Annotated in this window: 13 protein-coding genes; 8 read left to right on the forward strand and 5 right to left on the reverse strand. The window is 46.9% G+C overall.

Going from position 1 to position 14,275, the window contains the following annotated elements; genetic code table 11:
* The first annotated feature begins 237 nt into the window (after positions 1-237).
* From puuE to WR49_RS03330, 8 genes are all read left to right on the forward strand, one after another.
* Positions 238-1,176 carry an allantoinase PuuE gene (gene puuE, locus WR49_RS03295; RefSeq protein WP_046223046.1) on the forward strand — a complete coding sequence of 313 codons (939 nt, stop codon included), beginning with the start codon at positions 238-240 and terminating at the stop codon, positions 1,174-1,176.
* A 22-nt stretch (positions 1,177-1,198) separates the two neighbouring features.
* Positions 1,199-1,714, forward strand: a complete 516-nt coding sequence (gene uraD / locus WR49_RS03300) for a 2-oxo-4-hydroxy-4-carboxy-5-ureidoimidazoline decarboxylase (RefSeq protein ID WP_046223047.1) — start codon at positions 1,199-1,201, stop codon at positions 1,712-1,714.
* 123 nt (positions 1,715-1,837) lie between these two features.
* The gene (gene alc / locus WR49_RS03305) at positions 1,838-2,824 is read left to right on the forward strand and encodes an allantoicase (RefSeq protein WP_046223048.1); all 987 of its coding nucleotides are present in this window, start codon (positions 1,838-1,840) and stop codon (positions 2,822-2,824) included.
* Between the two features lie 14 nt (positions 2,825-2,838).
* Complete coding sequence (locus WR49_RS03310; protein ID WP_017054907.1) at positions 2,839-3,399, forward strand: ureidoglycolate lyase; 561 nt, start codon at positions 2,839-2,841, stop codon at positions 3,397-3,399.
* Positions 3,400-3,413: 14 nt separating this feature from the next.
* The gene (locus tag WR49_RS03315) at positions 3,414-4,730 is read left to right on the forward strand and encodes a urate hydroxylase PuuD (RefSeq protein ID WP_046223049.1); all 1,317 of its coding nucleotides are present in this window, start codon (positions 3,414-3,416) and stop codon (positions 4,728-4,730) included.
* Between the two features lie 502 nt (positions 4,731-5,232).
* Positions 5,233-5,751, forward strand: coding sequence for a hypothetical protein (locus tag WR49_RS03320; protein ID WP_017054905.1), 519 nt, complete (start codon positions 5,233-5,235; stop codon positions 5,749-5,751).
* A gap of 43 nt (positions 5,752-5,794) precedes the next feature.
* Positions 5,795-6,151 carry a MerR family transcriptional regulator gene (locus tag WR49_RS03325; protein WP_017054904.1) on the forward strand — a complete coding sequence of 119 codons (357 nt, stop codon included), beginning with the start codon at positions 5,795-5,797 and terminating at the stop codon, positions 6,149-6,151.
* Between the two features lie 58 nt (positions 6,152-6,209).
* Positions 6,210-6,590 carry a carboxymuconolactone decarboxylase family protein gene (locus WR49_RS03330; RefSeq protein ID WP_046223050.1) on the forward strand — a complete coding sequence of 127 codons (381 nt, stop codon included), beginning with the start codon at positions 6,210-6,212 and terminating at the stop codon, positions 6,588-6,590.
* Positions 6,591-6,700: 110 nt separating this feature from the next.
* On the opposite strand, the gene WR49_RS03335 is transcribed toward WR49_RS03330, so the two are convergent.
* From WR49_RS03335 to xdhA, 5 genes are all read right to left on the reverse strand, one after another.
* Positions 6,701-7,582, reverse strand: coding sequence for an AEC family transporter (locus tag WR49_RS03335; protein ID WP_004732869.1), 882 nt, complete (start codon positions 7,580-7,582; stop codon positions 6,701-6,703).
* A gap of 287 nt (positions 7,583-7,869) precedes the next feature.
* A complete protein-coding gene (guaD, locus tag WR49_RS03340) occupies positions 7,870-9,204 on the reverse strand; it encodes a guanine deaminase (RefSeq protein ID WP_046223051.1) in 1,335 nt (444 codons plus the stop codon).
* Positions 9,205-9,263: 59 nt separating this feature from the next.
* Positions 9,264-10,145: a xanthine dehydrogenase accessory protein XdhC gene (xdhC, locus tag WR49_RS03345; RefSeq protein ID WP_046223052.1), complete on the reverse strand. Its 882-nt coding sequence runs from the start codon at positions 10,143-10,145 to the stop codon at positions 9,264-9,266.
* A 54-nt stretch (positions 10,146-10,199) separates the two neighbouring features.
* Positions 10,200-12,605, reverse strand: coding sequence for a xanthine dehydrogenase molybdopterin binding subunit (xdhB, locus tag WR49_RS03350; RefSeq protein WP_046223053.1), 2,406 nt, complete (start codon positions 12,603-12,605; stop codon positions 10,200-10,202).
* On the reverse strand, positions 12,598-14,043 hold the full coding sequence (gene xdhA, locus WR49_RS03355) for a xanthine dehydrogenase small subunit (RefSeq protein WP_046223054.1): 1,446 nt from the start codon (positions 14,041-14,043) through the stop codon (positions 12,598-12,600). Before xdhA ends, xdhB begins: the two co-directional genes overlap by 8 nt.
* Between the last annotated feature and the right edge of the window lie 232 nt (positions 14,044-14,275).

Genomic DNA, 14,275 nt, shown 5'->3' on the forward strand with positions numbered 1-14,275 from the left:
ATAGATCTTTATTATCGTTTTTTAGTGAGCTTGGGTTTTATTAACCTGTTGTTTTTAAATGGTTTAAATAAGAGAAATTAACTTGAATAACAAAATCTTTACATTGAGATAAATAATTGTATACAATAAATGTACAGGGGTAAGGTTGCTCGGTTTTTGGAAAATCCATTCACTGATTCATTTTGATGAACCAGTGAAAGAGCGGCTAAGCCAACCACTTATGTTAGGAGTACTTGGATGAATAAGGATTATTCAAGAAATTTGATCGGTTACGGAGCTAACCCTCCAAACCCTCAATGGCCAGGTAATGCGCGCGTCGCGGTTTCTTTTGTATTGAACTATGAAGAGGGCGGTGAGCGTTGTTTGTTACATGGAGACGACGAGTCTGAAGCTTTTCTTTCAGAGATCCCGTCAGCACAGCCGATCAAAGGCGAACGTCACATGAGCATGGAATCCATTTATGAATATGGCAGCCGTGCGGGTGTATGGCGTGTTCTTCGCTTGTTCGATGAATATGAAATCCCACTGACCGTCTTTGCGGTCGCAATGGCGATTGAGCGTCACCCAGACGTTGCCAAAGCTATGGTCGAAGCGGGGCATGAAATCTGTAGCCACGGTTATCGCTGGATCGACTATCAATACATTGATGAGTCTGAAGAGCGCGATCACATGACCAAAGCGATTGAGATCATCCAACAAGTGACGGGTCAGCGCCCACAAGGTTGGTACACAGGACGAACGGGTCCAAATACGCGTCGCTTGGTTGCTGAAGAGGGCGGTTTTCTTTACGACTCTGATGCCTATGATGATGACCTACCTTATTGGCACACCGAGACTGGCCATCCGCAATTGGTGATCCCATACACACTCGATGTGAACGACATGCGCTTTTCAACCGCGCAAGGCTTCAACTCGGGTGAGCAGTTCTTCCAATACCTAAAAGACACGTTTGACACCCTTTATATGGAAGGCGAAACCGCACCGAAAATGATGTCGGTTGGGCTGCATTGTCGTCTGATTGGTCGCCCCGGTCGTATTGCTGCATTGAGACGTTTTTTAGATTACGTAAAACAGCACGACAGCGTGTGGTTATGTCGTCGAATCGATATTGCCAACCACTGGCACCAACACCACCCATACCATCCAAATAACGCTAACCATCAACAGCGGAAGTAGCAGTGAAGCAAGGAGGCTTAACGTGACTGAATTTCGATCTTGCCAACCAACAACCATGAGCCGCGATACTTTTGTCGCGCACTTTGCTGATGTTTACGAACACAGCCCATGGGTTGCTGAAGCGGTCTATGACCAAGGTTTGAATGCCGAAGATGACCATATCGAGAATCTTCATTTAAAAATGGCATCGACCTTGTTAAGTGCAGACCAAGGCAAACAGTTGGCTTTGATCAATGCTCACCCGGATTTAGCCGGTCGAGCTGCAGTAAACGGCGAACTTACCGAGTCGTCGACCAAAGAACAAGCGGGGGCGGGCATTGAAAAGTGCAGCGCCGAAGAATTTGAAAAATTCACTTCTTACAACAACAGCTACAAAAGTCGCTTCAATTTCCCTTTTATTATGGCGGTGAAGGGAGCCAATCGTTACCAAATTCTTGAGTCGTTCGAGATGCGATTAGGAAATGATAGTGAAACTGAGTTTGCTACGGCGATTCAAGAGATCAACAAGATCGCGATGTTTCGTCTCTGGGATATGTAAGTTAACGGAGTTAACAGCTATCTCAGTCCAGTCTTAGTGCGCTAAGAGCATGCTTTATAAGCGAATAAGCCACTAAGTTCTCATTTTATTATTACTTGATTAATTGGATAGGATTACACGGACATGACCCAAACATTTGAACAATACATAAACCTTGCAGACGAAAAACTCGGCGCAGAAGCTATCTTCGTAACAGACGATTTTTTTGCAGATAAAAGCCGTCTGCTTAGCCATGCAGCACCAGAGTGGAAAGATGACTTCTTCGACGACAACGGTAAGTGGATGGACGGCTGGGAAAGTAGACGTAAACGCGGTGAAGGTTACGACTACTGCGTGGTTCGCCTTGGATTAGCTGGCACCATTGCTGGTGTTGATATTGATACTTCATTCTTCACAGGTAACTTCCCACCTTCGGCATCCATTGACGCGTGTTATTCACCACAAGGTGAGCCAACAGACTCAACAGAGTGGCAAGAAATCCTGCCTTCAATGGCACTACAAGGTGATCACCATCATCTTGAAGCAATCGAAAGTGACCAAGTATTTACGCACCTACGTTTGAACATCTACCCAGACGGCGGTGTTGCACGCTTACGTGTTTATGGCCGACCAAGTGTTGATTGGGACGCGATAGATTCTCAACAACAAGTTGATCTAGCAGCCGTTGAACACGGTGGTCGAGCGTTGGCGTGTAGTGACGAACACTACGGCAATAAAGCCAACATTTTAGGTCCAGGCCGCGGTGAAAACATGGGTGATGGTTGGGAAACCGCGCGTCGTCGTACACCGGGTAACGACTGGGTAATTGTGGCACTCGGCCACCCTGGCAACATCGAGCGTATCATAGTTGATACGGCACACTTCAAAGGTAACTATCCAGACAGCTGCTCAATTCAAGCGGCTTACGTGAAAGGCGGTACCGACGACCAAGTAGAAACACAAAGTCTCTTCTGGCGTGAACTGTTGCCTGCACAAAAGCTGCAAGCGCACGAGATTCACGAATTCATTTCTGAGGTTAACGACCTTGGTGCGATTACCCACGTACGTGCAAACATATTCCCAGATGGCGGTATCAGCCGTTTGCGTTTGTTTGGTACGAAAGCGAAATAGGTAAGGAAATGAGTATGAGTAATGGAATACGTCGTTTATCCATCGAACCGTTAACCAAGCAGGCTTTTGCAGAGTTTGGCGATGTTATCGAGTCCGATAATAGTGATTTCTTCATGATCAACAGTGGATCAACACGTCGCTACCACAAGCTAGCGACAACGGATGTACAAGACCAAGACGGAGAAGCCATCATCAGCATCTTCCAAGCCACACCGTTAAGCTACCCACTGACCATCAAAATGTTAGAGCGTCATCCACTTGGCTCTCAGGCATTCATTCCATTACTCGGTCAACCCTATTTAATTGTTGTGGCGCCAAAAGGCGATGACCCAGCGCTAGCTCAGAGTCGAGCCTTCTTGAGTAACGGCCGTCAAGGAGTGAACTATCACAAAGGGGTGTGGCATCACCCTGTTCTTGCCCTCACCGATCAAGACCAGTTCTTGATCGTCGATAGAGGCGGCGAAGGGCACAACTGTGATGAAGTTTATTTCGACAACGATCGAGTGGCATTGCATTTGGACGATCTGCCAACGGACGACAATAAGGAAGAGCAATGCTTAGCTAAAGTGTTGTGATACAGGAGTTTATTATGGATCCGCATATTACAGAGTGGTTGAATTTAGCGATTCGCTGGATTCACATGATTGTTGGTGTTGCGTGGATAGGCGCATCATTTTACTTTGTTTGGTTAGAGAACAACCTTAACCGAGTTAACCCTAAAACTGGCCTTTCAGGCGACTTATGGGCGATTCACGGCGGTGGTATTTATCACCTAGAGAAGTACAAACTCGCGCCACCAGAAATGCCAGAGCATCTGCACTGGTTCAAGTGGGAAGCCTACTTCACGTGGATCACCGGTGTGTGTCTACTGGGTGTGGTTTACTACCTTAACGCTGAAATTTACCTGATTGCACCGGGTTCTGGCCTTGATTCAACCACCGCAATCGCGATTGGTATTGGTTCATTTGTTGCCGGTTGGTTTATCTACGACTTACTGTGTGATTCGCCATTGGGTAAAACGGCCGTGTTGCTTGGCGTTGTGCTGTTTGTGCTGCTGGTCGCTGCTACCTATGGCTTAACTCAAGTGTTCAGTGGTCGTGGTGCTTACATCCACGTGGGTGCCATCATTGGTACCATCATGGTGGGTAACGTATTCCGCGTAATCATGCCTGCGCAGCGTAACTTGGTGAAAGCGATTGAAGAGAAGCGCGAACCGGATCCGGCATTGCCAGCGAAGGGTTTATTGCGTTCTCGTCATAATAACTACATGACACTGCCAGTGCTGTTCATCATGATCAGTAACCACTTTCCAAGCACTTATGGCTCGGAATACAACTGGTTGATCCTTGCTGGCCTAGCGATCTTCAGCATCTTGGTACGTCACTATTTCAACACGCGTCATGGTAGTCAGAAGTTCGCATGGACAGTGCCAGTAGCAGCATTAGGGATGATCACGCTTGCGTTTGTTACCTCGCCTTACGCCAAAAAGCAGATGACTCCGGTTGTACAAGCGCCAGTGGTTCAAGAAGTGCAAGTCAGTGCAACTGAATTAGCGACAGAAGAACTTGCTGCAAACGACACCGTTTCAACGACTAGTTCTCAAGCTGCACCTGAAGACCACGCAATGCAAACGGCTAGCGCAGGCGTAAGCTTTGAAACCATCAATAAAGTCATTCAAGAGCGCTGTTCTGTGTGTCACTCATCAACCCCGAGCCACGCCGCGTTTGCTGCTGCGCCAGCCGGTGTGATGTTTGATACCCCAGAAGAGATTAAAGCCAACGTCCCAAGGATTGTTGCTCAAACCGTCACAACCAAGGTGATGCCGCTTGGTAACATGACTCAAATGACCGACGAAGAACGCGCACTCATCGGCACTTGGGTAGAACAAGGCGCTACGCTCCAATAATGATGTGAATCCTTTACCTAAGAGCATGAGTCTTAGGTGAGGCTTGGGGAGAGTTTGGTTTACGGGCACGCGCCAAACTCATCCCACCCTGTTTCCCCGGTTCCTATAACCGGGGCTTTTTGTTTTTGGACAATATGAATTTATAAATATCATTTTATCGATTGAATGAGTATGCATGTCTGTTTAATGTTGTTGGGTCTAAATTTACCAACACTGATGATTCTATTTGGTAGTGGTAGGTGACCTCGAGATACAGCGCAAGGCGCCACGCCAATTCTTGGTGCTGTTTTTACTTTCCTCTTACACTCTTTTCTAATATCGAACCTAGTATCAAATTTCTCTTTGTTATACAGGCAAGTCTCTCATTATGAAGAACTTCTTTGATAGCGAACTCATGCTCTCTAGCTCCTTTAATTTCGTTTTGCTATCACTAGGGCTAACGCTCATCTTACATATTCCAATTTGGTGTGGGTTCAACTTGAGCCGACGCAAATGGAAGCTTATGGATTATTTATGGCCGCTGTTGGCGGGTATCGGCATGCTGGGTGCGGTTTCTGAAATTCGTGCATCGGTGGCGGGTGATTGGGTTGAGACTGAACAAACTAGAGCGGTCACTATTTTAGAGTCGATTCAGCAGTTCTCTTTGGATAAATTAAGAAGTGATATGTGTACCGGTCAGCCGTCTTTAGACACTCATGGTCAGCATCATGAAGCGTGTTTGTGGTATTTGAACACGGCCATTACGTTTAAAAATGTGGATTTCACTCTGTTGCCCAACGCCGCCGACTTTACGGTTCCTGCGCCTAGCGTATCGTTGGTGGAAAACGATGCAGTGTGGGTGGATGGTATGTTGAGTCAGTATGAGAAGCAGAAAAACCAATACATAAAAACCAGAGAAGCGCAGGTGAAGCAGCCATTAGAAAGCCTCTTCTGGTATGTGAGTCCTTACTTAGTGTGTTTTGCTATTGCTTTGCGTTTGACGAAAGTGACCGCAGAGCTCAAATTAGATAAGTGCGGATAGTTTGAGTTCCTAGTACTTATACCCAGATAGAAAAGGTGAAGTAATGAATGTGAGTGAGTTTTCTCGGTTGGTGGGTTTGTCAGCCCATACGCTTCGCTACTATGAAAAAATCGGCTTGTTGAAAAATGTTCAGCGAAACAGTAGCGGCCATCGAGTCTATACATCGAAGGACGTTACCTGGATTGAGTTTGTGAAGCGTCTAAAAGACACCGCAATGCCACTGGATGAGATTTTAGAATACGCAAAGTTGAGGGAGTTAGGGCCAGATTCGACTTCTCAGCGGCAAGCGTTGCTGGAACAGCATCAACAAAATTTGTGTTCCCATATTGAAGAGCAGCAAAAGCATCTGGCTGCGCTAGAGCAAAAAATTAGTTTGTATCGAGATGGAAAAGTCCGTTGACTTAGAGTCGACTCTAACTTGTAAGGTGTTCCTGTAAATCACAAAAAGGAGCAAACCTATGAATCAATCGCGTTTCGACATTGGCTTAGAAAGGCTTAATCATATCGACGGAGAAGCAGGGCAACAGGTTATCGAAAGCCTGCAAGATATCTGTCCTGATCTTGCCAAATATACTATCGAGTATCCCTTTGGTGACATCTATTCGCGCACCGGTTTGGATTTGAAATCGCGAGAGATTGCGACCGTGGCAGCTCTCACTGCACTTGGCAATTGTGCGCCTCAGCTTAAGGTGCATTTGAATGCGGCACTCAACGTCGGATGCAGCAAGGAAGAGATCAAAGAAGTGATATTGCAGATGTCGGTGTATGCGGGTTTCCCTGCAGCGTTAAATGGCATGTTCGCATTTAAAGAGGTGCTTGCGGAGAGACCCACAGTGTAGAGAAACAATAAATATATTCTTAATAGGGAGCCTCAACTTTGCTAAGTTGCGCTCCCTTTTTATTGATTGGCTAAGTTTTAAAGGTTGTAAACCTGAAGGTTCGCGATTCTTTAAGACGACATAGACAGCGCGAAGGACAGCAAGATCGGCAAGGTAACCACGCTCAGGAAGTTGCCGAACAACACCATAGATGCGACCTTGGGCGGCTCGACATTGAACCTTTCTGCGAACAGGTAGTTCATCACGGCAGGTGGCAGCATGGTAAACAGCACCATCATCTGAAGATGCAGCGTAGGCAGCGGGATAAAGAAATAGATGATGGCAAAGGCGATGGCCCCTGTGAACAGCGATTGAGCCGTACACAGCAAGCCAACTTTTAATCCACTTAGCTTCAAGTTCACCATTTGCGAACCCAGTGACAACAGCATGATAGGCACGGCTGCTTGGCCGAGTAGTGAGGTGGCTTCGTAGATTGGATTCCATACTGCAATACCAGATAGGTTTAGCGTCATCGCCAACGCAGCGGCTAAGAATATCGGCATTTTGAGGATCTGTTTGATCGGGTTACCTTCACTCAGCAGTGCTAAACCAACACTAATGTGCACGCAAGCCGACACCACAAACAGCAGTACTGCAGGGGCTAATGCGCTCTCACCAAAGGTATACGTGAATAGAGGAATCGCAAGGTTACCACTGTTGCGGAACATGTGTGGCGGAGCCCAAGCTTTGAAGTTGAGTTTAAATATCTTACAGATAGGAATCATCAATAAAGCAGGCACCAACACCGCAACCAAAGAAGCGGTGATGAGTGGCAGTTGTTCGGTGTCGAGAGGCATGGTGGTCAGCGATGCAAACACTAGCGCAGGAATACACACATCCATGTTAATGCGATTGATCGGTTTGAAATCGGGCTTGAGCCAACGACCTACCGCAAAGCCAGCACTGGCTAAAGCAAAAACGGGAAACAGAATGCTGACGACCTGTTCGAACATAGAATTCCTTTCTAGATTGAGTGCTTCCATTTAGCTGAGAAACGAATGTTTTAGAGAGACGCTAAAGTGAAGCATAAAGTCGATATGTATAAACATTAACCTATCAATATAATGACTTGGCGTCACCGAAGATCGTTGTCTGTGAGCGGTTAATTTATATTTCTTTGAATGAAGTACAAAAAAGACCAGTGGCATCGGCAACTGGTCTTTAAAGGCTAGATAAATCTGGACGGATTTCTAATTAACGACGGCTGTCGCTGTCTAGCGATTGTTACTCGGTTTTAAGCTTAACTAACAAGCTTTTGGTAATCTTTGAAATTCACATCGTAGGCCTTTTCGCCATAGATGTAAGTCTCGCTAACGGTTCTGTCGTCACCCAAACTCATCAGTACAAACAGCTTCTCTTCAAGCTTGGTGGCTTGTTCCATTCTAAAGCGCATCAGCTGAGTTGCGTGTAGATCCAACACCACGAAATCCGCTTCTTTTCCGACTTCCAAGTTACCAATCTTGTCTTCTAAATGCAGCGAGCGAGCACCGCCTAGTGTTGCCAAGAACAGTGACTTAGCCGGGTGCAGCTTCTTATGCTGTAACTGCATGATCTTATACGCTTCACTCATGGTTTGAAGAATTGAGAAGCTGGTGCCTGCGCCAACATCAGTACCCACGCCGACACGAATACCGTGCTCTTCCATCTCAGGTAATCGGAACAGACCAGAGCCTAAGAAAAGGTTAGAGGTTGGGCAAAATGCGATTGCCGAATCGGTATCCGCTAGGCGTTTACATTCACAATCTGATAGGTGAATACCATGAGCAAATACCGAACGCTTATGAAGTAGTCCGTAATGGTCATAGACATCGAGATAACTGTCGCGCTCTGGGAACAGCGATTTCACCCACTCGATCTCTTTCTCATTTTCAGAAAGGTGAGTGTGCATGTACACGTCTGGATATTCTTCTAGCAGTTTACCGACAGTAGCAAGTTGCTCTGGAGTACTGGTTGGCGCAAAACGAGGTGTCACCGCGTAAAGCAAACGGCTGCGGTTATGCCATTTCTCAATCAGTTCCTTGGAGTCTGCGTAGCCAGATTCTGGTGTGTCGGTGAGGTAATCAGGCGCATTGCGATCCATTAAAACCTTGCCCGCAATCATACGTAGATTACGCTTCTCAGCTTCTTCAAAGAATACATTTACCGACTCTTTGTGTACCGTGCCGAATACGAGTGCTGTAGTTGTCCCATTGCTGGCTAGTTCGTCAAGAAACAGCTTGGCTACTTTTTGTGCGTAGACGGGGTTTTTAAAGCGCTTTTCTTCTGGGAAGGTGTAGTTCTCTAACCAATCAAGAAGCTGCTCACCGTAAGACGCGATCATCCCTGTTTGAGGGTAATGGATGTGCGTATCAATAAAGCCAGAGGTGATCAGCTTGTTTTTGTATTCTTTTACTTCGAGTGTTTTGGGTTGGCGAGCCAATACCTCGTCGGCATGACCTAAGTCGACGACATGGCCGTTCTCAACCACTAAAACACCATCTTCAAAATAGTCGTAAGACTCATCGATACCGACGTCTTTTGGGTCGGCGACGCTGTGTAAAATGCTGGCGCGATAGGCTTTGCGTTGCGTTGTCATGTTTACTTCCTTTTAATGACTTCAGCGACGTTATGGCCGCTAAAGCTTTGCGACTTGTGTTAGGCGATCTTCTCTTCCAATGGTGGTTCGCCTACGTCGCTTGGTTGACTGTGTTGATCGGTCAAATCCTGATTTCGATATTGTTTGGTTGGGCGCTTTTGTTCAAGGGCTTGGCCTTGATAGTGTGCGATCAGTTCACCCGCAACCGATACCGCAATTTCAGCGGGATGTTTGCCATTCACCGCACTAATGCCAATCGGGCAAAGCATAGTTTCTATCTGTTCTTGGCTGTAACCACGTTGCTCTAAGCGGAAATCGAACTTCTTGCGCTTAGTGATCGATCCAATCATGCCAAAGTAACGACTGTCTTCACGGTCGATAATGGCTTTGGTTAGGTCGAAATCGAGCTGGTGGTTATGGGTCATCACTAGGTAATAGCTGTTCGGCGGCATGTGTTTTACTTCACCGACTGGGTCGTCTGAGATAAGCTTCTTCACACCGTGTGGCAGCGTTTCAGGGAACACTTCTTCGCGTTCATCAATCCAGGTCACACGGAAGGGCAGGGTCGCGACAATGTGCAGCAGCGCTTTGGCAACGTGGCCAGCGCCAAACAGCACAAGCTGATTCTGCTGAGTGCCAATCGGCTCAAAGCTTAACGTCGCCATTCCGCCACAACATTGGCCTAGACGAGCACCTAGGTTGAAGCGTTCTACTTTGAGTGATTTTTCGCTGGCAATCAGCATCTCGCGAGCCATTTTAGTGGCCACATGTTCAAGGTGACCACCACCAATCGTAGCGATGATTCGGTCACGAGTGACAAGCATCTTGGTACCCGCATCGCGTGGAACGGAACCTCTGTCTTCAAGAACCGTCACCATCACACACGGTTCGTAGTTCTCTTCCAGTTTTGCCAGTTCGTGAATCCAATTATCCTTAAACATATGTCCTCCTAAATCCCTTTTTATGCTTCCCAAGCTAAACGATCGATATGAGCCCTAAGCCGTTTCTGATTGTGCATCGACCGAAGTCGGAGCGGTTTCAGTGACTTCCTGAATCGCCATCAGAATGCGCTCTGGCGTTGCAGGTGTGTTGAGCTTAGGAATCGCGCCATCAACAGCTACATAGCTTATTGCGTCTTTCAGTGCGCTCCATACCGACATACCCAACATGAAAGGGGGCTCACCCACGGCTTTCGAGTTGAAGACGGTGTCTTCTGGGTTGCTGCGGTTTTCTAAAAGGTGCGTTCTGAAATCAATTGGCATATCGGCAATCGCAGGGATCTTGTAACTTGCCGGGCCATTGGTCATTAAGCGGCCTTGTTGGTTCCAAACCAACTCTTCCGTGGTTAACCAACCGACACCTTGCACAAAGCCACCTTCGACTTGGCCGATATCAATCGCAGGGTTCAGTGAAGCGCCCACGTCATGCAAAATATCAACACGCAGAATCTTGTTTTCGCCGGTTAGGGTATCGATGATAACTTCTGAGCAAGAGGCACCATACGCGTAGTAGTAGAACGGACGACCGCGTGCTTTCTCGTGATCGTAATAGATCTTCGGAGTGCGGTAGAAACCGGTGCTCGATAGCGAGATTTGGTTAAACCAAGCCAGTTCAACAAATGAGTTGAAGGTCATGATCTCATCGCGGATCTGCACCATGCCGTTCTTAAATACCACCTCTTCAGGCCACACTTTGAAGTGCGAAGAAGCGAAGTCGATCAGGCGCTGCTTAATGGTTATTGCGGCGTTTTGCGCGGCCTTACCGTTGAGGTCGGCGCCCGATGAGGCTGCGGTTGGTGATGTGTTCGGAACTTTGTCTGTGTTTGTAGCTGTGATCTGGATACGTTCGACATCGACTTGGAACTCCTGTGCAACGATTTGTGCCACTTTGATGTTCAAGCCTTGCCCCATTTCCGTACCACCGTGATTCAAATGAATACTGCCATCGGTATAGATATGGATGAGCGCACCTGCTTGGTTCAAGAAAGTCGCAGTAAACGAGATGCCGAATTTCACTGGTGTGATCGCAAGGCCTTTCTTCAAGATAGGGCTCTGCTTGTTGAACTCAGCGATTTCTTTACGACGTGCGTGATAGTCACTGCTGCGTTCAAGCTGTTCGGTTATCTCAGGTAAAAAGTTGTCTTCAACGGTTTGGTAGTAATGGGTCACGTTACGGCCTTCTTCGCCGTAGTAGTTCGCCTTACGTACTTCCAAAGGATCTTTTTTCAGGTAACGCGCAATCTCGTCCATGATGTGTTCAATGGTCATCATGCCTTGCGGGCCACCAAAGCCACGATAAGCGGTATTCGATGCGGTGTTGGTTTTGCATCGATGACCGACTACAGTTGCATCACCTAGATAATAGGCGTTGTCTGAGTGGAACATTGCGCGGTCGACGATAGAACTTGATAAGTCTGGCGAGTAACCACAGTTACCTGCAACGGTAATGTCGGCACCTTGAATCACACCATTGTCGTCAAAACCGACCGTATATTGGTTGTAGAACGGGTGGCGTTTACCAGTTTGCTGCATGTCTTCGTTACGTAGCAGACGCATTTTGGTTGGTCGTCCGGTGAGGTGAGCAATCACCGCGGCCATACATGCTGGAGAGGCTGCTTGAGTCTCTTTACCACCGAAACCACCACCCATACGACGCATATCAATCACGACTTTGTGCATCGGTACGCCAATCACTTCCGCAACCAACTTTTGAACTTCGGTCGGGTTTTGGGTCGAGGTGTACACGATCATGCCGCCATCTTCAGTTGGCATCACGCTACTGATTTGAGTTTCTAGGTAAAAGTGTTCTTGGCCACCGATCTCTAGGTCACCAGAAATTACGTGTTTTGCTTTTGCTAGTGCTGCTTTAGAGTCACCACGCTGTTGAGTGTGGCTCTCTGTGACGAAGTGTTCTTTCTCTAGCGCTTCTTTTACGTCAAGAATTGCAGGAAGCTCTTCGTATTCAATGATTGCAGCGTGTGCAGCTTTGCGCGCGGTTTCTAAATCGTTGGCTGCCACGGCAATCACAGGTTGGCCGTAGTATTCTACTTTGCCATCGGCAAGCAGTGGGTCACCAGGAAGAATCGCACCAATATCCAATTCACCCGGTACGTCTTTGGCTTGAATGGCAATTGCCACGCCTTCAAATTCGTAACACGGTGATAAATCTATTTTGGTGATGTTGGCGTGTGCTTGAGTGCTCAGGCGTGCATATACGTGCAGCTGATTTGGGAACTCTAGGCGGTCATCAATGTATACCGCTTCACCCGTGACTTGCTTGGCTGCGCTGTCGTGTTTAACGCTTTTACCTACGCCAGTTTTTAGGTCTTGTTTCGCAATGGTAACCATCTCTTCGTAGGTCATCGCATTGCTCTTGTGAACAGAGGAATTTGATTTAGACATAAGACGTTACCCTTGTTTCGATTTGGTTGTTTTTGTTCTGCTGTTCAATGAAGTAACGACGCAACATATTTGCTGCTGACAATGAACGATATTCTTGGCTTGCACGGAAATCAGATAGTGGCTCAAAGTCGTTATACAGTTCCTGCATTGCTAACTTAATATTAGCGTCTGTCCACGGTTTGCCTAATAACGTATTTTCACAACGCGCCGCGCGCTTAGGTGTTGCAGCCATACCGCCAAAGGCGATACGAGCGTAAGACACCTTGCCGTCTTCGATTTGAATATCAAATGCACCACACACTGCAGAGATGTCATCATCTAAACGCTTAGACAGTTTGTAAGCTCGGAAGCTATCGTTAGTTGGTTTAGGAATGATGATCTGTTCAATGAATTCACTCTCTTTTTGCGCCGTCACTTTGTAGCTGATGAAGTAGTCTTCAATCGGCATGGTGCGTGACTCGTCTCCGCAGCGAAGTTTGATTTTCGCGTCGAGAGCAATCAGCAGAGGAGGGGTATCTCCGATAGGTGAGGCATTGGCAACGTTACCGCCGATGGTGCCTTGGTTACGCACTTGCAGTGACGCAAAGCGATGCAGCAGTTCACCAAAATCTGGGTAGTGTTTTTTCAGTAGTGAGTAAGAATCACTGATAGGTAGGTTGGCACCAATGATTAAATCGGTGTCGGTCTCTTCACATACCTTCATGTCTTCAACTAGGTTTACGCTGATCAGCGTTTCAATCTCACGATGGAATTGAGTCACTTCCAGTGCTAAATCCGTGCCGCCAGCAACCAGCTTAGCGTTCGGATGTGCTTGAAAAAGCTTGGCCAGCTCATCAGTGCTTTTCGGGGAAAAAGCGGTGAGGTGACCAAGGCGTAAGTTGGCCTCGGTGTCTTGAATATTTTCTAGCTTCTTGATGGTATTGCGTTCAAGTTCAGCGAATTGGTCGATCAAAGTTTGGTCTGTTGAAAGCGACATCGCAGCATCAACAATTGGTCGGTAGCCCGTACAGCGACATAGGTTACCCGCCAGTGATTCCATGACGTCTTCTTTGCTCGCATCGGGTTTGTTCTTGCCTAGCGCAAACATCGACATGATGAAGCCAGGTGTGCAGTAACCACACTGTGAACCGTGAAAATCCACCACTGCTTTCTGCACTGGGTGCAAAGAGCGATCTCGGTTTTGTAGATCTTCTACTGTGATCAGTTGCTTTCCATGCAGCGCTGAAACGAACGTCAGGCAAGAGTTCACCGAGCGGTATTGCAGTTGTCCATCAACCACTTCACCCAGAACTACCGTACATGCACCACAGTCACCCGACCCACAACCTTCTTTTGTACCGGTTTTATTAACCTTGGTACGAAGGTAGTTGAGCACTGTCATATTCGGCGACAGATTATCTTCACATCTTATTTCCTGATTGAGCAAAAAAGTAATCAAGAGACCTCCTTGTAAATCGACATATTTCCATGTGTATTCTTTTTGACTTCTAACTCAATAATTATCCATCCTGACCCCCTGGTCAACTATTTATTTACAAAAATGCAACAAAGTCATTTGGTGTGAAATTGTATACAATTGATTTTGGGTTTTATTTATTTGTTTTATATGAGGTTTGCTGAGTTCTATAAGTTTTGAGGGATGAATATATTTTTAAGTATGTATACAAAAA

This window comes from Vibrio sp. ECSMB14106 (assembly GCF_000972265.1).
Lineage (GTDB): Bacteria > Pseudomonadota > Gammaproteobacteria > Enterobacterales > Vibrionaceae > Vibrio > Vibrio kanaloae.

Excerpts from the sequence above, each read along its gene's own strand:
- puuE (WP_046223046.1), top strand. The coding sequence starts at position 238 with ATGAATAAGGATTATTCAAGAAATTTGATCGGTTACGGAGCTAACCCT.
- alc (WP_046223048.1), top strand. The coding sequence starts at position 1,838 with ATGACCCAAACATTTGAACAATACATAAACCTTGCAGACGAAAAACTC.
- WR49_RS03310 (WP_017054907.1), top strand. The coding sequence starts at position 2,839 with ATGAGTAATGGAATACGTCGTTTATCCATCGAACCGTTAACCAAGCAG.
- WR49_RS03315 (WP_046223049.1), top strand. The coding sequence starts at position 3,414 with ATGGATCCGCATATTACAGAGTGGTTGAATTTAGCGATTCGCTGGATT.
- WR49_RS03320 (WP_017054905.1), top strand. The coding sequence starts at position 5,233 with ATGGATTATTTATGGCCGCTGTTGGCGGGTATCGGCATGCTGGGTGCG.
- WR49_RS03325 (WP_017054904.1), top strand. The coding sequence starts at position 5,795 with ATGAATGTGAGTGAGTTTTCTCGGTTGGTGGGTTTGTCAGCCCATACG.
- WR49_RS03330 (WP_046223050.1), top strand. The coding sequence starts at position 6,210 with ATGAATCAATCGCGTTTCGACATTGGCTTAGAAAGGCTTAATCATATC.
- WR49_RS03335 (WP_004732869.1), bottom strand. The coding sequence starts at position 7,582 with ATGTTCGAACAGGTCGTCAGCATTCTGTTTCCCGTTTTTGCTTTAGCC.
- guaD (WP_046223051.1), bottom strand. The coding sequence starts at position 9,204 with ATGACAACGCAACGCAAAGCCTATCGCGCCAGCATTTTACACAGCGTC.
- xdhC (WP_046223052.1), bottom strand. The coding sequence starts at position 10,145 with ATGTTTAAGGATAATTGGATTCACGAACTGGCAAAACTGGAAGAGAAC.
- xdhB (WP_046223053.1), bottom strand. The coding sequence starts at position 12,605 with ATGTCTAAATCAAATTCCTCTGTTCACAAGAGCAATGCGATGACCTAC.